Origin of the sequence: Pigmentiphaga litoralis (assembly GCF_048632615.1) — a bacterium.
GTDB classification, from domain to species: Bacteria; Pseudomonadota; Gammaproteobacteria; order Burkholderiales; family Burkholderiaceae_B; genus Pigmentiphaga; species Pigmentiphaga litoralis_B.
Genome location: NZ_CP184479.1, coordinates 65,113 through 85,794 on the forward strand (window position 1 = coordinate 65,113; position 20,682 = coordinate 85,794).

Below are 20,682 nucleotides of genomic sequence, written 5' to 3' on the forward strand. Positions count from 1 at the left end.
ACAAGCCTGCTTCCCGATCATCCTCCTGTGGAGGCGCCGACCGGGTCGGTGGGCAGCCAACTACGCGACAGCCCGTTCCAGCGCGGGCCGCAGCCGCTCGCCGAACACGTCGATGAATTCGCGCTGATTACGGCCGACATTGTGGAGCAGGATTTCCTCGAAGCCGAGCGCGGCGTACTCTGCCAGCCACTCGGCGTGGCGATCCACGTCGGCCGAAATCAGCACGTGGTCGTCCAGGTCTTCGGGCCGTACGTAACGGCTGGCCGCATCGAATTCGTCGGGCGTGCGCAGCGTCTCGGATGCCGCCGCTCCCAGCGTATTGGACCGCCATTGGTCGAAGGCATGGTCGCGCGCCACGGCGTCGGTGGGTGCGTAGGACACATGCACCTGCAGCGCCATCGGCTTGCCTTCGCCGCCGCCTTCCCGAAAGGCCTGCACGATCGCCGCCACGTCGGCCAGCGGCTGGTTGACCGTGATGAGTCCGTCGGCCCAGGCACCCACCCGGCGCGCGGTGGCGGGCGTCAGCGCCGCGCCCATCAGTCGAGGTGGCGTGTCGGGCAAGGTGTAGAGCGTCGCTTCATCGACCCGGATCGGACCGTCGCGGCTAACTGTTGCGCCTGTCCACAATTCGCGAATGATGCCGACGGCGGCCTCGAGTCGCGCATTGCGTTCCGCCTTGGCAGGCCAGCGATCTCCGGTAATGTGCTCGCCCAACGCCTGGCCACTACCCAGCGCCATCCACTGGAAACGCGATGGAAACATGGACGCCAGCGTGGCCGCCGCCTGTGCCGTAATCGCGGGGTGATAGCGCCATCCACCCGGCACGGTGATCATGCCGAATGGCAAGGTCGTGGCCTGCATGGCTGCGCCCAGCCAGGCCCAGGCGAAACCTGACTGGCCCTGGCGCTGGCTCCACGGTGCGATGTGGTCGGACGACATGACGCAGTCGAAGCCGGCGGCTTCAGCCTGTACTGCGTGCGTCAGCAGGTCCTGTGGACTGAATTGTTCATGCGATGCGTGATAGCCAAACTTCATTGCCTGCGCTCCATTGGCGTCGGGTGGTTGCGGGGGGCCGGTGGGATCGCATCCACTGCCAGCCGGTCGTGACGTTGACCAGCAGACACTGCCGCTCGCTGTCGTGCTTGAGCACGAGCGGCCAGGGGCGCGCCACGGCCAGCCCGCGATTGACGGCTTCGCGATGCACGGGATTTCGGGGATCGAACACCACGGGTCCAAACGCCGAAGTTTCGTTGTGGGTCAGCGATTCGAGCAGACGAAGCAAATCCTCGTCCGACACAATGGAGTTTCTGGATTCAAACATGGCCTGGCTATCCTTATGCGATGCTGCGCGCCTGCGCCCCCGGCGCAGACGGCAGGCAGGCAAAGCCGAGCAAGTGGCGTGCCGCTAGCGCCGGTGCAACAGCCAGCTGGCCAGACCCAGGCAGACGCCGAACGCACGCTGGCCGCTGCGCCGAGAATGGCGTCGTCCCACAAGGCATTGGTCCACGTGGGACGACGTGGCGGATCTTCGTCGATAAATTCATGTGGCCTCCTGATGGATCGATGTATCGAAACTTCCCGTTGGGAATGAAGGTTGCTCAGCAACAAGCGCGCCGAGCGTTCGCTTCCTACCGAGCGCCGCATTTCCCGAGGGTTCTGCGCTTGCACATTCTTCTGACCGGCGCCAATGGCTTCATTGGAAGCGCCCTTGCGGCCGCGCTACTTGCCCGCGGCCACACGCTTGTCTGTCCGCGGCGCGGATCCACGGTCGCCGGCCCATCCGCCAGCCAGGCCGATGCCCGCGTCCGCACCTTTCCCCTCGACTTTGCCGACCGTCCGCCGCCGCAAGCGTGGCGCGCCGCGCTGCAGGACGTCGACGTGGTCGTGAACACCGTCGGCATCCTGCGGGAACGCGGGACGCAAACCTTCAGTGCACTGCATGTCGATGCGCCCATCGCCCTGTTCGACGCGTGCGTGCTGGCCGGTGTCCGCCGCGTGATCCAGGTTTCCGCGCTGGGCGCGGACGACGGCGCCCGAAGCGCCTACCACCTGAGCAAGCGCAGCGCCGACGCCTACCTTATGCGTCTGCCGATCGACAGCGTGGTGGTCCAACCTTCCCTGGTCTATGGCCCGGGCGGCGCCAGCGCCAGCCTGTTCGACGCACTGGCCAGCCTGCCGGTGCTGGCGCTGCCGGGCGGCGGCAGGCAGCAGATCCAGCCGGTCTACCTTGACGACGCGATCGATGCGATCGTGGCGTTGATCGAATGGCCAGCCTCGTCACGACCACCCGATTCGCAGGTCGTGCCGTTGGTCGGACCCCAGGCCGTCTCGCTCAGGGACTATCTGGCCACGTTGCGACGGGCGATGCAGTTCACTCCCGGCGCGCCCGTCCTGCCCCTGCCGGTGTCCCTGCTGAAGGGTGTGGCGAAGCTGGCCGGACGATGGCCGGGCAGCCTGTTCGATGCCGATACGCTCGAGATGCTGGAACGCGGCAATGTGGGCGACCCTGCTCCCATCACCCACCTGCTGGGCCGCGCGCCGCGCGGCGCCGACCGGTTCATCGCCTTTCCGGACGCGCCCGCGGTTCGGCTCCGGTCATCGCTGAACTGGCCCCTGCCCTGCCTGCGCATCGCCATCGCGCTGGTCTGGATCTGGACGGGCATCGTGTCATTTGGTCTGTACCCGGAAGCAGAAAGCCTTGCGCTGCTGGCGCGGCTGGGCGCCCATGGCGACTTCGCCCGCGTGCTGCTCTATGGCGCGGCGTTGCTCGACCTGGTCCTTGGCGTACTGATCTTCACGTTGCGCGGCGGCAAGCGCCAGGCCTTGTGGCTGGCGCAGTTCGCGCTGATTGCGTTCTACACGGTGGCCATCACGATCTGGCTGCCCGAGTTCTGGTTGCACCCCTACGGTCCCATCCTCAAGAACCTGCCCATGCTCGCGGCACTGCTGCTGCTCTACCAGCTTGAAGACACACCCACCCACCAAGGCGCGACCCGATGGACTATCTGATCGTCAAATGGCTGCACATCCTGTCGTCCACCTTTTTGTTCGGGACGGGGGTGGGGTCGGCCTTCTATCTGTTCTTCGTGACGCTGCACCGGGACGTGCGCGCGATCGCTGTCGTCACCCGCTACGTGGTGATTGCCGACTGGATCTTCACTGCGACCACGGCCATCCTGCAGCCGGTCACGGGCTTCTATCTGCTGCACATCATGGGCATACCGATGTCGACACACTGGGTAGCGGTATCGCTGGTCCTGTATGCCATTGCGATTGCCTGCTGGCTGCCCGTCGTACGCATCCAGATGCGCCTGCGCGACCTGTCCCAACTGGCCTACCGAGCCAGCGTGCCGCTGCCCGCCGCGTACTGGAAGGCCTTCAAGTGGTGGGTGGCGCTGGGCGTGCCCGCCCTGTTCTGCTTCCTGGCGATCTTCTGGCTCATGGTCGCGAAGCCCGCGTAATCCATGCAACTCGACTGAAGTCTTGTTCCAATGCACTTCTCGGATCCCGTCTCCGGCGCCTCATCATTCCTTCGCCACGCCGCCCACGGTAAAGTGACCGTGCCTGTCTGCCCCATTCCGAGTGATCCCTTCTGAACGGAAGCCGTCTGCCATGCCGCCCAGCTCCTTGTCCGAGGCCCGTGTCGAACGCAGCTGGACCCTGCGCCGCAATTGCTGTGTGTCGCCCGGCCAATGCCTGGCGGGCATTGCGAGCCTGGACGGCGTGCTGGCCATTCTGGGCGTGGCCGCACTGGCCTACGGCTTGTGGGTCATTACCCTGTTCTGCCTGGTTGACGTACTGGCCGTCTCGCTGGCCGGGCTGTGCTACATGCGTCATGCTCGCGATGGCGAGACGCTGTACCTGCTGAATGACGGCAGTGCCGTTGTCGAAGCCGAACGCGGCGGTGACATGACCCGCCAGGTCTTCAACCGCAATTGGGTCAATGTCGATCTGGAACGGACCGCCAACCCCCAAAGCGCCACGCTTTGGCTGCGGCAGGGCGCGACGCGCATGCGCATAGGCGAGTTCGTGCCGCGCCATCGGCTTGGGGCGCTACAGCGTGAACTGCGGCGCGCCCTTCCCTGGCAACAGGCCGTTCATGGAACACCAGCAGCCACGTTACATCCGCTTACAACGACGTGATTCCGAGGCGCTTTTGCCCCTCTTGAAACCCATCGCCCAGCCAATAGATTTGCACTGACGACGTCACCGGCACCGCCGCTTAACACACAGCGGCCAGGCAGCCAGGATGTCCGCCGTGAACTTTTCTATAGGAGAACGACGATGGCCACTCTGACTTCCGCGCGTGATTTCGCCTCTGACTTCGAGGCAATCCGTTCGCAAATGGACGACATCTTTCGCAGCCTTGGTGTCTCGTCCGACATCCGGGCCTACAGCCGCGGCTTTCCTTCATTGAACATCGGCAGCACCCCCGATGCCGTCGAACTGGTCGCCTTCGTGCCAGGTGTGGATGCAGCCAGCCTGCAGGTCACGATCGACAAAGGGCTGCTCACCATTGCGGGCGAACGCCAAACTTCGATTCCCCGTGATGTGGCTGGCCTGAACGTCTATGCCCAGGAACGCCGCCATGGCGCATTCCGCCGCGTGGTGGAACTGCCGCAGGACGCCGACCCCGATGCGGTCGACGCAAGCTATGTGGACGGTTGCCTGCGCATCACGGTGCGCAAGCGTGAATCGTCCAAGCCGCGCCTGATTCCGGTGCAGTGACGGCCGACATCCGATCCATCCATATTGAAGGACCTAACTCTTAATCCAGGGAGCCGCACGCCCCTGTTCTTCTGACCTTGTTTCCAGGAGATGACCATGACCCAGACCACCGATATTGCCGTCGCCAAGAACAGCCAGGGCCGCAACGTCAGCAGCGCTGACCGCCAGTCCAGCCAGGTGCAAGCCCCGTCGCGCCCCCGATCGACGGTGATGCCCCACATGGATATTTACGAAACCCCCGATGGCGTGACGCTGATTGCCGACTTGCCTGGCGTGTCCGCCGACCGCCTGCAGATCCGCACCGAGTCCGATCGCCTGTTCATCGAAGGCGAGGCCCGCATCGACGTGCCGGAAGGCTTCACTATTCTGCACACCGAATTGCGCGACCCCGTGTATCAGCGCAGCTTCAGCCTGAGCCGCGAGATGGATGCATCCAGGATCTCGGCCCAGCTCAAGGACGGTGTGCTGACCCTGACCATTCCGCGTTCGGAAGCCGCCAAGCCCCGCAAGATCGAAGTGCGCACCGCATGATCTGAGGGCTGGCGGGGGCCGGGCTTGCCCGCCCGCTGCACACGAAAAAACGCCGCCCGGCGCGAAACCGGGCGGCGTTTTTGATTGCCGCCAGCCAATGCAGGCTTGTGCGAGCGAACGTCAGTTCACCGTCTTTTCCAGCTGTTCGGCCATTTGAAGATGATGCTGCAGTGCTGGCAGCGTGCGCGTCGCAAACGATCGCAGCGCCGGGTTAGATCCCTTCGAGGCTTCCTGCTTGAACAGGGTGACGGCTTCCGTGTGCGCCTGCACGCCCACCAACTTCACATAGGCCTTGTCGAAGGCCTCCCCTTGTGCGGCCGACAGTGCCGTCATCTTTTCTCGTCCATCGCGGTCGGACGGGAATCCACCGGCATGCCGATCTGGGACGCGATTTGCTGCAGTTCGGCGCTTGTGCGGCCGTGGTCGCTGATCATGCTCTGCGCATACTGGCGCACTTCAGGACGCGTGGCGCGCTGCAGTGCCATCCGGCTGGCGGTCAGCTCCATCATGTCGGTTTGCGCGGCGCGGCTGACGAACAGCGCATCCAGGTCCACACCCGACGCGCTGGCGGGCACGGCCATCTGCGAAGGAAGCATGGCGCAGGCCGACATGAGGGCGCCCACGGCGGTAGCCGAGGCAAGCGTACGAACGACGCGCGGAAAACGGGGAAAAGTCATGACCATGGAACACCTGTGGTGGGGAAATCGATATTGACGCGTGGACAGGTATGGCCTGCCGCGCCGCGGATGCTGGCATCCGGATCCACGCTTCACGCATGGATCCGGGCGCGGTCAGGGCTTGAGCAGCGGGTCGACCGTGCCGGTGACCGTAGCCGACGCGCCCAATTCGGCGCCCGTTGTCGGGTTGCTGTTCGGATCGGACTGCGTGCGCAAGGCCATGGCCGTCACGGCGGCTTCTTCATCTGCGGTCAGTTCCGTGGTGGATATGCCGCCGCCATCGAATCCGCCCTGGTCTTCCCAGTTGGAGACGACATTGAAGTTTTCCGGACTGTTCCAGGGACCGCTGGCATCGCCTTCGCCTTGCGACAGGTTGAAGTACGTGCGCGTGAAGCGAGGATCCCCCGGCAGCTTGCCCGGCGGATAATTGGGTTCCATCGCATACAGCGCTTTTTCGAAGGACAACTGGTGTGCGATCTCGCGTGTCATGAGAAAGCCCAATGCATCCTTGACACCTGGGTCGTCGGTCAGGTTGATCAGGCGTTCATACACGATCTTGGCGCGGGCTTCCGCGGCAATGTTCGAACGCAGATCGGCCGAGGGGTCACCGATGGAATCGATGTAGCCCGCGTTCCAAAGCTGGCCGCCCGAGTTGATATAGGCGGGGCCGCCGCCATACAGCACCTGTGTCACGTGCGAGTCGTTCCCCGCGCCTTGCAGCGAACGATACAGGTCGGCCTCCTTGTCGATGCCTTCCGCCAGCTTGCCCTTGGCGCCCTTGTTCAACATGGCGATCAGGTTCCCGATCACTTCCAGGTGACTGAGTTCTTCGGTGGCAATGTCCATCAACATGTCCTTGCGGCCGGGATCGTCCTCGGCGATGGACTGGTTGAAGTACCGACACGCCGCGGCCAGCTCACCTTGCGGACCGCCGAATTGTTCGAGCAGAAGATTGGCCAGCCCGGGATTGGTACCCGAGACGCGAACGGTATATTGCAGACGCTTGTTGTGGGCGAACATGCTTTCTCCTTGAGTTGCGGGTTTGGGTAGCGATGAATTCGCAACTGGCATTCCCGACCGTCAGAAAGCGCTGGTCTTCAGTGTTATCGCTGTCTGCGGGCCCTGGTCGCGTTTCGGTCGGCGCTTTGTGCATGCCGCTCAATGCTGAGCGTGCTCATGCATTCGGCATCCTGCTCGTCCGTGGCGGCTGGGGACAACTCGCCACTGCCTCCCGCCTCAGCCCAGCGCCGTATCCAGCAGCATCATGACAACGAAGCCGACCATGAGGCCGATCGACGCCGACGTCTCATGCCCCTGGCGATGCGATTCCGGAATGATCTCGTGGCTGATCACGAACAGCATGGCGCCCGCGGCGATGGCGAGCCCCCAGGGCAGCAGCCCCACCGATATGCCGATGGCCGCCGCGCCAAACACGGCGGCAATCGGCTCGATCAATCCAGAGGCGATGCCCAAAGCTACGGCGCTCCACTTGCTGTAACCCACGCCGCGCAGCGCGGTGGCCACGACCAGACCCTCCGGCATGTCCTGGATCGAGATGCCAGTCGCCAGCGCCTGGGCGCCCACCGCGTCGGTACCGCCAAACGCCACGCCAATCGCCATGCCTTCAGGCAGGTTGTGCAAGGTAATGGCCAGCACGAACAGCCACACCCGTTTCATTGCTCGGCCGCTGGGTCCTTCAAGCCCCTTGACGAAATGTTCGTGCGGTACCGCGCGGTCCAGCAGCAGCAACATGGCCGCGCCAAGCAGAATGCCCGCGCCCACGATGCCGCCCGCGCCCCATGGGCCGGCGCCCAGGTCCTGCGCTGACGCCAGCGCGGGGATCACCAAAGAAAAGGCACAGGCCGCCAGCATGACGCCGGCGCCAAAGCCCATGATGGTGTCCGAGATGCGTTGAGAGAAGGTCTGCGACAGCAGTACCGGCACGGTGCCGAGCGCCGTGGCGAAGGCCGCGACACTGCCTGCAAGCAAGGCATCGTGGACCCTCGGGTTCTGGTCAACCAGGAATTGGTACAGGTCATTGAGCAGGACGGCCAGGCCCGCGAGGACGATCAACGAGCCCAGCGCACGCCGCGGCGTGATGGCCAGCGCACGGCCGGAGGATTTCTGCATGCGGTCGAGAGCCGGATTGGGCATTCAATGTCCTGGTGCTACGGAAGAAAGAGGATGGGCGCGAGCACGCTCATCCCAGTGCGTAAGGCACGGAATGCAAGAAATGTTCCGTGATGCCCGACCACCCGCAACGCTCCGCCAGCTGACCACAACCAGATGTTGACGCCGCACGGCACGACCAGGATGTTCCCGTTCGCCATGCCGGTTATGTAGGCCATCGCGACCTATCTGGTGCCTTTGATGGTAGGCGCGCGCCGCGGGAAATCAAGCGACGTGGCCAAGCTGCGGCAGACCTTGCAGAAAGACAAGACGAAGCAGTGATCATCCGTGGCAAAGGCGCGCGAAAGGCTTCACGCCCTGGCCCATAGTAGGAAAATCACTTCCGGTCGACCCACACCGTCTGCGCGTTCAGGAACTCGGTCATCCCGAAGTGCGACAGCTCGCGCCCGTAGCCGCTGTGCTTGATCCCGCCGATCGGAATGCGCGGGTCGGATGCCGGGAAGCCGTTCACGAACACCCCCCGGTTTCGAGCCGCCGCGCAAAGGCCTTGCCCTTCTCGCGGTCGGTGGTCCAGATGGCGCCGCTCAGTCCGAACTCGCTGTGGTTGGCCAGAGCCAGCGCATCGTCTTCGTCTTCGGCAACGATCAGGGAAGCGACCGGGCCAAACAACTCCTGATCGAAGGCCACCATGCCCGGGCGCACGTCCGACAGGATCACCGGTGCAAAGTAGTTGCCCTTGCCATCGACTTTGCCGCCGTCCAGCAGCAGCGTCGCGCCGCCATCCACCGACGCCTGGACCTGACCGGCCAGTTCATCACGCAGGTCGAAGCGCGCCATTGGACCCACGTACGTGTCCGCATCCATGGGATCACCCACTTTCAAAGCCTTGACCGCCGCCACGAATTTTTCGGTGAACGCCTGGGCGATCGGCTTTTCAAGGATGATGCGCTTGGCTGCGATGCAGATCTGGCCGTTGTTCTGAAAGCGCCCCGTCACCGCCGCCTTGACCGCGCCATCCAGGTCCGCGTCCGCCAATACGATAAAGGGATCGGCGCCGCCCAACTCCAATACCGACTTCTTCAAGGCCGCGCCGGCTTGCGAGGCAATGGCGGATCCCGCCCGCACGCTGCCCGTCACCGCCACCGCCGCGATCCGCCGGTCGGCAATCGCCATCGACACGCCATCGTTTGATGCATTCAGTACGCTGAACGTGCCGTCAGGCAGGCCCGCCTGCTTCAAGGCCGATTGCAGTGCGTAGGCGCAGCCCATCACATTCGGGGCGTGCTTCAGCACATAGGCATTGCCCCCCAGCAGAATGGGCACCGCGCCGCGCAGCACCTGCCAGAACGGGAAGTTCCAGGGCATGACCGCCAGCACGGCCCCGATCGGCAGGTAGGACACATAGGCATCCTTGCCGATTGCCGTGCTTTCGTCGTTCAACATGGCCGGGCCGTGTTCCGCGTACCAATCGCACAGGCCGGCGCACTTTTCGACTTCGGCTTCGGCTTGCGCGATCGGCTTGCCCATTTCGCTGGTGGCCAGCGCGGCAAGGGCATGGATATCCGCGCGCAGCACCTTGGCCAGGCGGCGCAGCACGTCGGCGCGGCCGCTGACTGGCATGGCGCTCCAGGTCCGGTATCCGGCCACAGCCAGGTTCAATGACGCATCGATCTGGGTCTGCGATTCGATCGGATACCGCGCAAATTCCTCACCCGTTGCGGGATTGATGGACACGGCAAAGGCGGGGGTAGAGGACATGCAACGCTCCGGAACAAGGGGTCAGGCTCCACGATAGGCTTGTGCAACCTTCCTGGAAAGTGAAAAATAAGGAAAGAAACGTTCTTTCCGGAAGAATATGGACCTGTCTCAACTCGAAGTGTTCCGCGCCGTGGCGGAAGAAGGCGGAATCAGCGCCGCGGCCAAACGCCTGCATCGCGTTCCGTCCAATGTCACCACGCGCCTCAAGCAACTCGAAGAAGAGCTGGGTGTCGACCTGTTCATCCGCGAAAAACTGCGGCTGCGTCTGTCGTCAGTCGGGCATACCTTTCTGGACTACGCGTGCCGGATCCTCGACCTGACCGAAGAAGCGCGGCAGGCGGCGATGGGCAGCGAACCGCGCGGCACCTTTACGCTTGGAGCCATGGAAAGCACCGCGGCCGTGCGCATTCCGCCGGTGTTGGCCGCCTTTCACCAACGCTATCCCAAGGTCGAACTGGACCTGTCCACCGGCCCCTCGGGCGACATGATCGACGGCGTACTGGCGGGCCGCCTGTCCGCCGCGTTCACCGACGGGCCGGTCGGGCACCCGATGCTGGATGGCATTGCGGTCTATCCGGAAGAGATGGTCGTGATCTCGCCCAAGCGCCACGCTCCGATCACACGCGCCAGTGACGTCGCCGGCGCGACGCTGTACGCCTTCCGGCCCAACTGCTCGTATCGCCGCCACTTCGAAAACTGGTTCGCGGCCGACGCCGTGCGCCCCGGCAAGATCTTCGAAATGGAGTCCTATCACGGCATGCTAGCCTGCGTGACCGCAGGCGGTGGCCTGGCGCTGGTGCCCTTGAGCATGCTCAATACCATGTACGGCAGCCAGAACGTCTTGGCGCACCGCCTGGCTGCGCCGTTTCGCGAGGCGCATACCTGGCTGGTGTGGCGGCGCGGCGCACGGACCGCGAACGTCGATGCGCTGATCGGATTGCTGGAGGATCCGGCGACGATGCCCATGACCTTGGCATCGGCATCCGCGTCCGCATCAATATCCGCACCGATATCGGCATCGACATCGGCATCGACATAGGCGTTCGCATCCGCATCGACATAGGCGTTCGCATCCGCATCGACCCAGGCATCCGCATCCGCATCGCCATCGGCATCGGCATCGGCATCGGCCCTGACGCCTACGCCTGCGCCTTGATCGGCATGGCGTGCGCATCCAGCGTTGCCAGATAGGCATGGATCTGCGCCACCACCCCGGCGCCCTCGCCTACCGCGGCAGCCACCCGCTTGGTCGATCCCGCGCGCGCATCGCCCACCGCGAAGATGCCTGGCAGATTGGTTTCGAGCGGGGAAGGCGTCCGCGCCGTCGGCTCATCGGAAGGCGCGCCGGTCACGATGAAGCCCTTGGTGTCGCGGACCACCGGGCAGCCCTCGAGCCAATCGGTATTCGGATCCGCGCCGATGAACAGGAAGAGACGCCGAACGGGCGTGTGCCGTTCTTCCCCGGTATCCCGATGCCGGCAGGTGACCGCGGTCAGCTCGCCATCTTCGCCAGTCAGGCCGACCACCTCGGTGCGAAGATGCACCTCGACGTTCTTCAACCCGCGAATGCGCTCCACCAGATAGCTCGACATCGTCGCCTCCATGGACGCGCCTCGCACCAGGACGTGCACCTTGGTGGCTTGGCTCGACAGGTAGACGATGGCCTGACCCGCCGAATTGCCGGCGCCCACCACCATGATCTCCGACGCACGGCATAACTTGCCCTCGATCGGCGATGCCCAGTAGTGCACACCGGCGTTGTCGTAACGTGCGAAGTTCTCGACATGCAGATGGCGGTACTTCGCGCCGCTGGCGATCACGACTGCCTTGGCCTGCACCGTGGGATTGCCCCGGATGAAAATGCGGCGCGGGCAGGCGCTGCAATCCAGCCCTTCCACCACCGCCGGCACGGCAATGCGCGCGCCGAATTTTTCGGCCTGCACGAACGCCCGGCCAGCCAGGGCCTGCCCCGAAATGCCGGTCGGGAATCCCAGGTAGTTCTCGATCCGTGCGCTGGCCCCGGCCTGCCCGCCGAAGGCGTACGCGTCCAGCACCACCACAGAGAGGCCTTCGGACGCGGCATACACCGCGGTTGCCAGCCCAGCAGGGCCTGCACCGATCACGGCAATGTCATAGACCTTGTCGCCCGACAGATCGGGCAGCAGACCCAGGCATCGGCCCAGCTCGGCTTCGGATGGATTCAGCTGCACGGTGCCATCCGGGCAGACCACCAGTGGCAGTTGTTCGGCGGTGGGCGCATATTGCCTGAGCAGCGCCAGCGCGGTTGCGTCATCCATTGCCAGCTCGGCATGCGGATGGGCATTGCGCGCCAGAAAGCCTTGCAGCCGCACCATATTCGCGTGTCCCGGTGGCCCGACCAGCACGGGCGCCGCGGTATTCGTCTCGAGCAGCGCGACGCGGCGCAGGATCAGCGCGCGCATGATCCGCTCGCCCAGATCGGCTTCGGCCACGACCAGCGCCCGAAGGCTTTCCGGATCGATCACCAGCGCTTCGACATTGCCCACCGCGCGGCCCGACACCAGTGATGGGTGCCCCGCCAGTTGGCCGATCTCGGCAATGAATTGTCCTGGACCCTGCTGTACGACGTCGGCGTGATGCCCCAACCCGTCGTATTGCGTGATCTGCACGCTGCCTTCCAGCAGCACCAGCATCCCGGTCGCCGCATTGCCCGCCTCGAACATGCTTGCGCCATCGGGCCACCGTTGCCTGTGACCGAAGCGGCACAGCCGGCCAATGTCAGCGGAGGACAGGATGGGAAACATCTGCGGCCGCCGCGACTCGCTGGTGGACGTCTTGACGGGCTCGGCGAACGGGACGGAGTCGGCAAGCGAAAAGTCGGAACCTGGTGTGAGACCCATGCGTGGCGTGTCCTTGTCTGTTCCGGGATGGCCCGGTCCTGTGCCGCCGGGGCGATTGCCGCGGAACGTTCCCGCGGGATGTTGCTGCAGGTGCGTTGGTACGAGAGTGTTGATGCGGTGCGTTCCCGCGGCGTGCTGCCGGTCCTAGCGCGACGCCGCCAGCACGGCGTCCACCGCGCGTTCAAGCCGGTCCAGACCAAAGGACACGTCGACCAGCACGCCGTTCACATAGAACGTTGGCGTGGCGCGCACCCGCAGCGCCCTGCCGAGCGCGATGTGTTCCTGCACGCGTTGCAGGTACACATGGTCGTCCAGTTCGCTCTTGAATCGCAGCATGTCGAGTTCAAGCTTTTCCGCGTGTGTGATCAGGTGCGCCCGTTCCAGGTGGGATTGGTGTTCGAACAGCAGGTCGACATAGGGCCAGAACTTGCCCTGTGCGCCCGCTGCTTCGGACGCCTCGGCCGCCAGCTCGGCGTGCGGATGGACCTCGAGCAACGGAAAGTGACGAAACACGTAACGGACGTCATCGGCACGGCGCTTGAGCAACTGGTGCACGGCGCCATGCGCCGTACGGCAGTTCGGACATTCAAGATCGCCATATTCGATGATCACGACGGGTGCCGAGGCCGGTCCGAGGATGTGATCGATGGCCTTGTCAGGAATCAATGCTGTCATATGCCAACCCCCTAGGCGCTTCGCGCCTCCCCGGGGCGACACTGGCGGACTGGCGGAGCCAGATCCGCTGTGTCCTGGTGGGGTGAGTGCTTGCGTCGCGTTTTTGGAGAATAGCCGCATTTTTGCTCCTGGATAAGCCCCTTATGGGGGTGTGATGGGTCGTCGGGCGATGCATGGGGTAACACGTTTGTGTGCTGGCGGTGCGATGCGGGCGGCACAATCGGATTATCGTATTTACGCGCGGTGGCCTTATGAAGATTGCTACGTTCAACATCAATGGGATTCGCGCTCGCTTGCCGGCTTTGCTCGAGTGGCTCGAGCGTGAGGCGCCGGACGTGGCGTGTCTGCAAGAGTTGAAGACAACGGATGCGGCGTTCCCGGCGGACGAGATCCGGGCCGCCGGCTACGGCGTGATCTGGCACGGGCAGAAGTCGTGGAACGGGGTGGCCATCCTGGCGCGTGACACGGAGCCAGTGGAAACGCGCCGCGGCCTGCCGGGCTTCGAGAAGGATGAGCACAGCCGCTACCTGGAAGCCGCGGTCAATGGGGTGTTGATCGGGTGCCTGTATCTGCCCAATGGCAATCCGCAACCCGGCCCCAAGTTCGAATACAAGCTGGCCTGGTTCGAACATCTTCTGAAGCACGCGCAGACGCTGTTCGAGAGCGGCCATCCGGTCGTACTGGCCGGCGACTACAACGTGGTGCCGACCGATGAAGACATCTACAACCCCAAGTCGTGGCTCAAGGATGCGCTGCTGCAACCCGAAAGCCGCGAATGCTTCAAGCGGCTGGTGGACCAAGGCTGGACCGACGCGCTGCGTGTTCAGTATCCCGACGAACGCATCTATACCTTCTGGGACTACTTCCGCCAGCACTGGCAGAAGAATTCGGGCCTGCGCATCGACCATCTGCTGTTGAGCAAGGATCTGGCGCCGCGTTTGCAGTCGGCCGGTGTCGACCGCTGGGTGCGCGACCTGCCGCATGCGAGCGATCACGCGCCGACCTGGATCGTGCTGGGTGAAGCGAAGGCGGCACACAAGGCGCCCGCCAGGAAATCGGCCGTGAAGAAGGTCTCCGCCAGCAAGGCTTCTGCAAAGAAAGCGCCCGTCACGAAAACCGCTGCGACGAAACATGCGTCCGCAACGAGGAAACCTCTTGCGACGGAGAAAGCCCCTGCAACGGAAAAAGCCACTCGCACGAAGGCTGCCCCTGTGACAAAGAAGGCCGCTGCCACAAAGAAGGCCTCTGCGACAAGAACAGCCCCTGTCACAAAGAAAGCCTCTGCTAGGAGCGCCGCAGCTACCAAGACGCCATCCCGCAGAACGGCAGCACGCAATCTGGCGGACTGATCCGGCGCGCAGGGCGGGCCACATTCCGTCAGTCACCCGTGGACATCCGGGCCGCTGACCGGCGGCCCCTGCGGCGTCCGCCATCCCGGCGTACACTACCGCCCTTTCTGGATCGGCCTCGCTGCCCTCCGTCCCTTCCGTACGCGCGCCTCGGTCGTCGATCGCCGTTCGCACGCGTCTGCCCGTCACAGGAAACTTCCATGCAGGCCCTCGCCCGCCTTAGCCGTTTCGTCGGCAATACCTTCGCCATCTGGGTATTGCTGTTTGCCGTCATTGCCTTCTTTGCCCCCGCGCAGTTCACATGGCTGGGCAAGTACATCGTCCCGCTGCTCGGCATGATCATGTTCGGCATGGGCCTGACGCTGTCCAAAGAAGACTTCCGCGAAGTGGTGCGCCGTCCAGGTGACGTCGCCATCGGCGTGGCAGGCCAGTTCATCATCATGCCGGGCCTGGCTTACCTGCTGACGCGGGTGCTGGACCTGCCGCCGGAAGTCGCCGTGGGTGTGATCCTGGTGGGCTGCTGCCCCGGCGGCACGGCGTCCAACGTCATGACCTTCCTGGCCCGAGGCGACGTCGCCTTGTCGGTCGCGGTGACGTCGGTCACGACGCTGGTCGCTCCCATCGTCACGCCCGCATTGATCTATGTGCTGGCCAGCCAGTGGATCGATGTCAGCGCATCGGCCATGTTCTGGTCCATCGTGCAGGTCGTCGTCCTGCCCATCGCGCTTGGCGTGGCCGCGCAATACCTGCTGGGCAAGCGCGTCCAGCATGGGGTGGCCGTTTTGCCGCTGATCTCGGTGGTGGCCATCGTCGCGATCGTGGCGGCCGTGGTCGCGGGGAACCAGGCGCGGATCGCCAGCAGTGGACTGATGATTTTCGCGGTCGTTGTCTTGCACAACGGTCTGGGCCTGCTGATCGGCTATGGCCTTGCCAAGGTGTTCGGCATGAGCGTGGCCAAACGCAAGGCCATCTCGATCGAAGTCGGCATGCAGAACTCCGGACTGGGCGTGGCACTGGCCACGGCGCACTTCTCGCCGCTGGCCGCCGTGCCCAGCGCGATCTTCAGCGTGTGGCACAACATCTCGGGCCCGCTGGCCGCGACGCTGTTCCGCCGTTTCAAGGACGACACCCGCCAGGACGCCGCCCCGCGCATTTGAGACGGCCTTGCCGGGCCAATGGCGCCAGTTCGCCCCAGGCAGCCCTGGTAGGCATGCCCGGGCTGCGCAGGCAGGTCAGCCGCGCAGAAGTCCATTGGCCACACGGCTTCTCGGATGCGGGACTGCCTTCCGGGGCTGCGCGGCGCGCGGGAATCTGCAAGAATCGGTTCCCGTCCTGCCGCCGAGCACGCCGTCATGCCCTACATGCTTCTGATCGTCGAACCCGTCGAACAACGCAGTGAACGCACCGAGGCCGAAGGCCGCGCGCTCTACGACCGCATGCTGGGCTTTGGCGCGGATCTTCATGCGCGCGGCCTGCTGGTCGCGGGCGAATCCCTGGTCTCCCAACAGAAAGCGGTCCGCGTGCAGAAGCGCGACGGCCGCCACCGCCTGATCGACGGCCCCTTCGCCGAAGCCAAGGAAATGGTCGGCGGCTTCTTCCTGCTCAACTGCGCCACCCGCGAGGACGCCGTCGAGATCGCCGGCACCTGCCCGGCGGCCGAATGGTGCACGGTCGAAGTCAGGGAAGTCGCGCCCTGCTACGTCTGAACCCGACCAGCGGGCAAGCCAGTAAAAAAATCGGGCGCCCGGCCGCCAGACGGCGCCAAGCCGTCCGACGCATCATCGTTCGCCGTGCCGCCGTCCCCGCAACTACTTTTTTTCCCCTTGACGCGCATTTCCTGTCGAGGCGGTGTCGATTCCCAGGCATCCCGATCGTCGTAGGGGCACAGGCGATCCATCCCGCCTTGCAGGAGACTCCCGATGCGTTTCATGATCCTGGTCCGGGCCACGCCCGAGACCGAAACCGAAGCCGACACCTTGTTCAGCGATACGGCCTTGATGGCCGCCATGACCGACTACCACGACGCACTTGCCAAGGCCGGCGTGCTGCTCGACGCCGCTGGCCTCAAGCCCAGTGCGGCAGGCTGGCGAGTCCGTTACGCGGGAGACCGCCGCACCGTTATCGACGGCCCGTTCGCGGAAACCAAAGAGTTGCTGGCCGGCTACACACTGATCCAGGTACGCTCACGCGACGAAGCCATGGAATGGGCAAGGCGCTTTCCCAATCCCATGGGCGCGGGCGCCGACGCTGAAATCGAAGTGCGGCCCTTGTACGAGGCCGAAGACCTGCCGGCCGCCCTGACGCAGTCCCAGACGCCACAACCGGACGCCGCTCAAGCTTGAGCATGCTCGACCCGAACCAGACGCGACCCCGACTCCCGCCCCCCCAAGGAAACCGCCATGCACAAACACATCTTCGTCAATCTGCCCGTGACCGACCTGCCTCGGAGCAAGGCCTTTTTTGCCGCGCTGGGCCTGACGTTCGAGCCGCGCTTTACCGACCACACCGCTGCCTGCATGATTCTTGGCGAGAACATCTTCGCCATGCTGCTGACGACCGAAAAATTCCAGGGCTTCACGCCCAAGCCGGTCAGCGACGCCCATGCCAGCACCGAAGTGCTGGTGTGCCTGTCATGTGAAAGCCGGGCCGAAGTGGAAGGCCTGGTGGCCAAGGCCATTGCTGCGGGGGGCACGGCGCCTCAGCCGCCCATGGACTACGGCTTCATGTACGCACACGGCTTTACCGACCCGGACGGCCACATCTGGGAATTGATGTACATGGATATGAGCGCCGCGCCGCCCGAGATGCAGCCGCCGCAGCCCGCCGGGCCGCCCTCTGGCAGCCCCGACCACCAGACCACCACCTGACCTGCCGCGTGGACCTTGCGGCCACCCATCGAGCGATCGATGCCGTCTGGCGCATCGAGTCCGCGCGCGTCATTGCCGCGGTGGCGCGACGGGTGCGTGATGTCGGCGTGGCGGAAGAACTGGCGCACGACGCGCTGGTGGCCGCGCTTGAGCGGTGGCCGCGCGACGGGGTGCCCGACAACCCGGGCGCATGGCTCATGACCACGGCCATCCACCGCGCGCTTGACCGGCTGCGGCAGCAGTCGCTGCACGCGCGCAAGAACGAGCAGTACGGCCAGGAGCAGGAGCTACTGTTTGGCGCGTGGGCGCCGGACCCGGCGGACCAGGTCGCCGACGCCCAGGACGACGACGTGGGCGACGATCTGCTGCGCCTGATCTTCACCGCGTGCCACCCGGTGCTGCCCACCGATGGCCGGGTCGCGCTCACCCTCCGGCTGCTGGGCGGCCTGACTACCGATGAGATCGCGCGCGCGTTCCTGGTGGCCGAACCTGCGATCGCGCAGCGCATCGTCCGCGCCAAACGGGCACTGACCGCTGCCGCGGTGCCTTTCGAGGTGCCCGATGCCCAGGCCCGGCCCGAGCGCCTCGCCTCGGTGCTCGAGGTCATCTATCTGATCTTCAATGAAGGCTATACGGCAACGGCCGGCGATGACCTGATGCGCCCGGCCCTGTGCGATGAAGCTGTCCGGCTGGGCCGCGTCCTGGCCCAGCTGGCGCCCAGTGAAAGCGAGGTGCAGGGTCTGCTGGCCTTGATGGAATTGCAGGCCTCGCGGGCGGCGGCCCGTGTGGACGCGGCCGGCCGGCCCGTCTTGCTGGCCGACCAGGACCGGACACGATGGGACGCCCTGCTGATCCGCCGGGGCCTGGCTGCCCTGGCGCGCGCCGAGGCGCTGGGTGGCGGCGACGGTCCGTATGCCCTGCAGGCCGCATTGGCTGCCTGCCATGCGCGTGCAATGACGGCGGGGGCGACCGACTGGCGGCGAATCGTTGCGATCTACAACGTGCTGATGATGCGTTCGCCGTCGCCGGTAGTCGCCTTGAATCGCGCGGTGGCCGTCAGCATGGCGGACGGCCCGCAGGCCGCGCTGGATCTCGTGGACGATCTGGCGCGCGACCCGGCGTTGGCCCGGTACCCCTGGTTGCCGGGCGTGCGCGGCGATCTGCTGGCCCGCCTGCATCGGTATGCCGAGGCGCGCGGCGCTTTTGAACGCGCCGCGCAACTGACCCGGAATGTCCGCGAGCAAGCGGCGTTGCTGGAACGGGCGGCGGCCCTGCCGGCGGCCGGCGCGACGGTAATGCCGTCTCCCCAAGGCAAGCCGCAAGGGCCGTCCGATATCCCCACCGCGCCGACATGAGTCGGCCATATTGGTGTGACATCCTCAAATGTGGCACCCTTGCCGGTTGCGCCCCGCGCTCCGCTGCCGGAGCGCGTGTGACCGTCCCTACTCGAATCTGTGTGTCATGACCTCTGCATCCCCCACTGAATCGGCCGCTTCGCCCACGCCGCCCGATACCCGCACCCTTGCCACCCGGCGGGAATGGATAGGCCTGGCGGTCATCGCGCTGCCCTGTCTGGTCTATGCCATGGACCTGACCGTGCTCAATCTGGCGTTGCCTGCGATCAGCGAACACCTGCATCCGTCCAGCTCGCAACTGCTGTGGATCATCGATGTCTACGGCTTTCTGGTGGCGGGTTTCCTGATCACCATGGGCACCCTGGGCGACCGCATCGGCCGCCGCAAGCTGCTGCTGATCGGCGCCGCCTTCTTCGCGGTGGCGTCGACATTGGCCGCCTTTGCCGGCACGGCCGGCATGCTAATCGCCATGCGCGCCCTGCTTGGCATCGCCGGCGCCACGCTGGCCCCCTCGACGCTATCGCTCATTCGGAACATGTTCCATGACGAGCGGCAACGGCAGTTCGCGATCGGCGTCTGGATTGCCAGCTTCTCGGTGGGCAGCGCAATCGGACCGCTGGTCGGTGGCGTGCTGCTGGAATTCTTCTGGTGGGGCTCGGTGTTCCTGCTGGCCTTGCCCGTCATGGCGCTGCTGTTGATGGTCGGACCCTCCCTGCTGCCCGAATACAAGGATCCGAATGCCGGCCGGATCGACCTGATCAGCGTGGCCTTGTCCCTGATTGCGGTGCTCAGCATCATCTATGCGCTCAAACAACTGGCCGAGCATGGCCTAAACGTCCTGCCGCTCGCCCTGCTGGCGGCGGGTCTGGCGGTGGGCGTCGTCTTCATCCGGCGGCAGACCACGCTGGCCTATCCGCTGCTCGACCTCGCCCTGTTCCGGAGCCGCCCGTTCAGCGCGGCGATCACGGCCTACGCCCTGTCCTGCCTGGCGATGTTTGGCGTCTACATCTACATCAGCCAGTACCTGCAACTGGTGCTGGGCCTGTCGCCGTTGATGGCGGGCGTCGCGCTGCTGCCGTGGGCGCTGGGCTTCGTGTTCGGTTCCCTGCTGTCGCCGCGGCTGTCCCGCCACGTGGCGCCCGCCACCATCATGATCTGGGGACTGCTCTCGTCGTCGGTCGGCTTCGCCCTGGTGTGGATGGCCGGAACGTCCTGGGGCCTGCCGGCGCTGATTGCCGGCACGATCGTCATGAGCCTGGGCATGGCGCCGGTGTTCACCGTCGGCAACGAAATCATCGTGACGGCCGCGCCACCGGAACGCGCCGGGTCGGCCTCCGCCATTTCCGAGACCAGCGCCGAATTCAGCGGCGCGCTCGGCATCGCCATCTTTGGCAGTCTGGGCACACTTATCTATCGCATGGCCGTGAGCGATAGCCTGCCGGCCGCCCTGTCGCCCGAAGATCGCGCCACGTCGCTCGCCACGCTGGGTGGCGCGGTGGCTACGGCCCATGGCGCACCAGGTCCGATTGCCGACGCGCTCCTGATGGTGGCGCGGGACGCGTTCGTCAGTGCACTGCAGTTCACGGCGCTGGTGGGGGCGTGCTGGTGCTGCTTGCCGGTGTCCTGACCGCGCGGATCCTGCGCACCCTGCCGCGCAAGGCCTGAGAGATCGCACGCGTTCAACCGATGGTAACGGCGTTGGAAGCGGGGCCGGACTCGCTGCTAGCATGTCC

At 65.2% G+C, this 20,682-nt stretch carries 17 protein-coding genes and 4 pseudogenes; 13 read left to right on the plus strand and 8 right to left on the minus strand.

Annotated elements, in window-relative coordinates:
• Positions 1 to 60: 60 nt before the first annotated feature.
• Together ACNANG_RS00335 and ACNANG_RS00340 are read right to left on the minus strand one after the other, a co-directional pair.
• Complete coding sequence (locus ACNANG_RS00335; protein WP_420225502.1) at positions 61 to 1,035, minus strand: TIGR03885 family FMN-dependent LLM class oxidoreductase; 975 nt, start codon at positions 1,033 to 1,035, stop codon at positions 61 to 63.
• The gene (locus ACNANG_RS00340; RefSeq protein ID WP_420225503.1) at positions 1,007 to 1,321 is read right to left on the minus strand and encodes a hypothetical protein; all 315 of its coding nucleotides are present in this window, start codon (positions 1,319 to 1,321) and stop codon (positions 1,007 to 1,009) included. The genes ACNANG_RS00335 and ACNANG_RS00340 overlap by 29 nt, the downstream gene beginning before the upstream one ends.
• 341 nt (positions 1,322 to 1,662) lie before the next feature.
• On the opposite strand from ACNANG_RS00340, the gene ACNANG_RS00345 reads away from it, so the two are divergent.
• From ACNANG_RS00345 to ACNANG_RS00365, 5 genes are all read left to right on the plus strand, one after another.
• Positions 1,663 to 3,009, plus strand: coding sequence for an SDR family oxidoreductase (locus tag ACNANG_RS00345; protein WP_420225504.1), 1,347 nt, complete (start codon positions 1,663 to 1,665; stop codon positions 3,007 to 3,009).
• Positions 2,997 to 3,461 (plus strand): DUF2269 family protein, encoded by a 465-nt coding sequence (locus ACNANG_RS00350; protein ID WP_420225505.1) that lies wholly within the window; start codon positions 2,997 to 2,999, stop codon positions 3,459 to 3,461. The genes ACNANG_RS00345 and ACNANG_RS00350 overlap by 13 nt, the downstream gene beginning before the upstream one ends.
• Before the next feature lie 151 nt (positions 3,462 to 3,612).
• On the plus strand, positions 3,613 to 4,143 hold the full coding sequence (locus tag ACNANG_RS00355; RefSeq protein ID WP_420225506.1) for a DUF2244 domain-containing protein: 531 nt from the start codon (positions 3,613 to 3,615) through the stop codon (positions 4,141 to 4,143).
• 141 nt (positions 4,144 to 4,284) lie between these two features.
• Positions 4,285 to 4,728 (plus strand): Hsp20/alpha crystallin family protein, encoded by a 444-nt coding sequence (locus ACNANG_RS00360; protein WP_420225507.1) that lies wholly within the window; start codon positions 4,285 to 4,287, stop codon positions 4,726 to 4,728.
• A gap of 96 nt (positions 4,729 to 4,824) precedes the next feature.
• Positions 4,825 to 5,259 (plus strand): Hsp20/alpha crystallin family protein, encoded by a 435-nt coding sequence (locus ACNANG_RS00365; RefSeq protein ID WP_420225508.1) that lies wholly within the window; start codon positions 4,825 to 4,827, stop codon positions 5,257 to 5,259.
• A gap of 120 nt (positions 5,260 to 5,379) precedes the next feature.
• On the opposite strand, the pseudogene ACNANG_RS00370 reads toward ACNANG_RS00365, so the two are convergent.
• From ACNANG_RS00370 to ACNANG_RS00385, 4 genes and pseudogenes are all read right to left on the minus strand, one after another.
• Positions 5,380 to 5,942, minus strand: a pseudogene (locus ACNANG_RS00370) (DUF4142 domain-containing protein).
• Between the two features lie 108 nt (positions 5,943 to 6,050).
• Positions 6,051 to 6,956 (minus strand): manganese catalase family protein, encoded by a 906-nt coding sequence (locus ACNANG_RS00375; protein ID WP_420225509.1) that lies wholly within the window; start codon positions 6,954 to 6,956, stop codon positions 6,051 to 6,053.
• 216 nt (positions 6,957 to 7,172) lie between these two features.
• Entirely contained in the window at positions 7,173 to 8,090 is a 918-nt protein-coding gene (locus ACNANG_RS00380; RefSeq protein WP_420225510.1) for a ZIP family metal transporter, read from the minus strand.
• 352 nt (positions 8,091 to 8,442) lie between these two features.
• Positions 8,443 to 9,824: pseudogene (locus tag ACNANG_RS00385) on the minus strand (NAD-dependent succinate-semialdehyde dehydrogenase).
• 97 nt (positions 9,825 to 9,921) lie between these two features.
• Between ACNANG_RS00385 and ptrR the strand changes: the two are divergent.
• On the plus strand, positions 9,922 to 10,863 hold the full coding sequence (gene ptrR, locus ACNANG_RS00390; RefSeq protein WP_420225511.1) for a putrescine utilization regulator PtrR: 942 nt from the start codon (positions 9,922 to 9,924) through the stop codon (positions 10,861 to 10,863).
• A 100-nt stretch (positions 10,864 to 10,963) separates the two neighbouring features.
• Here the strand turns inward: ptrR and ACNANG_RS00395 are convergent, their stop codons facing one another.
• Positions 10,964 to 12,703, minus strand: coding sequence for an FAD-dependent oxidoreductase (locus tag ACNANG_RS00395; RefSeq protein ID WP_420225512.1), 1,740 nt, complete (start codon positions 12,701 to 12,703; stop codon positions 10,964 to 10,966).
• Positions 12,704 to 12,847: 144 nt separating this feature from the next.
• Positions 12,848 to 13,378, minus strand: a complete 531-nt coding sequence (locus ACNANG_RS00400; protein WP_420225513.1) for a DsbA family protein — start codon at positions 13,376 to 13,378, stop codon at positions 12,848 to 12,850.
• A 251-nt stretch (positions 13,379 to 13,629) separates the two neighbouring features.
• Between ACNANG_RS00400 and xth the strand changes: the two are divergent.
• From xth to ACNANG_RS00435, 7 genes and pseudogenes are all read left to right on the plus strand, one after another.
• Positions 13,630 to 14,418 (plus strand): annotated as a pseudogene (gene xth, locus ACNANG_RS00405) (exodeoxyribonuclease III); the annotation flags it as partial.
• Between the two features lie 509 nt (positions 14,419 to 14,927).
• Positions 14,928 to 15,884, plus strand: coding sequence for a bile acid:sodium symporter family protein (locus ACNANG_RS00410; RefSeq protein ID WP_420225514.1), 957 nt, complete (start codon positions 14,928 to 14,930; stop codon positions 15,882 to 15,884).
• Positions 15,885 to 16,079: 195 nt separating this feature from the next.
• On the plus strand, positions 16,080 to 16,433 hold the full coding sequence (locus ACNANG_RS00415) for a YciI family protein (protein ID WP_420225515.1): 354 nt from the start codon (positions 16,080 to 16,082) through the stop codon (positions 16,431 to 16,433).
• A gap of 213 nt (positions 16,434 to 16,646) precedes the next feature.
• Positions 16,647 to 17,069: a YciI family protein gene (locus tag ACNANG_RS00420; protein WP_420225516.1), complete on the plus strand. Its 423-nt coding sequence runs from the start codon at positions 16,647 to 16,649 to the stop codon at positions 17,067 to 17,069.
• Positions 17,070 to 17,126: 57 nt separating this feature from the next.
• On the plus strand, positions 17,127 to 17,594 hold the full coding sequence (locus ACNANG_RS00425) for a VOC family protein (RefSeq protein WP_420225517.1): 468 nt from the start codon (positions 17,127 to 17,129) through the stop codon (positions 17,592 to 17,594).
• An 8-nt stretch (positions 17,595 to 17,602) separates the two neighbouring features.
• Entirely contained in the window at positions 17,603 to 18,949 is a 1,347-nt protein-coding gene (locus ACNANG_RS00430; RefSeq protein ID WP_420225518.1) for an RNA polymerase sigma factor, read from the plus strand.
• A gap of 106 nt (positions 18,950 to 19,055) precedes the next feature.
• A pseudogene (locus ACNANG_RS00435) lies at positions 19,056 to 20,614 on the plus strand (MFS transporter).
• Positions 20,615 to 20,682: the final 68 nt, after the last annotated feature.

Bases quoted from the DNA above. Each gene is read 5' to 3' on its own strand.
- ACNANG_RS00350 (WP_420225505.1), top strand. From the start codon at position 2,997: ATGGACTATCTGATCGTCAAATGGCTGCACATCCTGTCGTCCACCTTT.
- ACNANG_RS00355 (WP_420225506.1), top strand. From the start codon at position 3,613: ATGCCGCCCAGCTCCTTGTCCGAGGCCCGTGTCGAACGCAGCTGGACC.
- ACNANG_RS00420 (WP_420225516.1), top strand. From the start codon at position 16,647: ATGCGTTTCATGATCCTGGTCCGGGCCACGCCCGAGACCGAAACCGAA.
- ACNANG_RS00365 (WP_420225508.1), top strand. From the start codon at position 4,825: ATGACCCAGACCACCGATATTGCCGTCGCCAAGAACAGCCAGGGCCGC.
- ACNANG_RS00415 (WP_420225515.1), top strand. From the start codon at position 16,080: ATGCCCTACATGCTTCTGATCGTCGAACCCGTCGAACAACGCAGTGAA.
- ACNANG_RS00400 (WP_420225513.1), bottom strand. From the start codon at position 13,378: ATGACAGCATTGATTCCTGACAAGGCCATCGATCACATCCTCGGACCG.
- ACNANG_RS00340 (WP_420225503.1), bottom strand. From the start codon at position 1,321: ATGTTTGAATCCAGAAACTCCATTGTGTCGGACGAGGATTTGCTTCGT.
- ptrR (WP_420225511.1), top strand. From the start codon at position 9,922: ATGGACCTGTCTCAACTCGAAGTGTTCCGCGCCGTGGCGGAAGAAGGC.
- ACNANG_RS00410 (WP_420225514.1), top strand. From the start codon at position 14,928: ATGCAGGCCCTCGCCCGCCTTAGCCGTTTCGTCGGCAATACCTTCGCC.
- ACNANG_RS00360 (WP_420225507.1), top strand. From the start codon at position 4,285: ATGGCCACTCTGACTTCCGCGCGTGATTTCGCCTCTGACTTCGAGGCA.
- ACNANG_RS00380 (WP_420225510.1), bottom strand. From the start codon at position 8,090: ATGCCCAATCCGGCTCTCGACCGCATGCAGAAATCCTCCGGCCGTGCG.
- ACNANG_RS00335 (WP_420225502.1), bottom strand. From the start codon at position 1,035: ATGAAGTTTGGCTATCACGCATCGCATGAACAATTCAGTCCACAGGAC.
- ACNANG_RS00375 (WP_420225509.1), bottom strand. From the start codon at position 6,956: ATGTTCGCCCACAACAAGCGTCTGCAATATACCGTTCGCGTCTCGGGT.
- ACNANG_RS00395 (WP_420225512.1), bottom strand. From the start codon at position 12,703: ATGGGTCTCACACCAGGTTCCGACTTTTCGCTTGCCGACTCCGTCCCG.
- ACNANG_RS00425 (WP_420225517.1), top strand. From the start codon at position 17,127: ATGCACAAACACATCTTCGTCAATCTGCCCGTGACCGACCTGCCTCGG.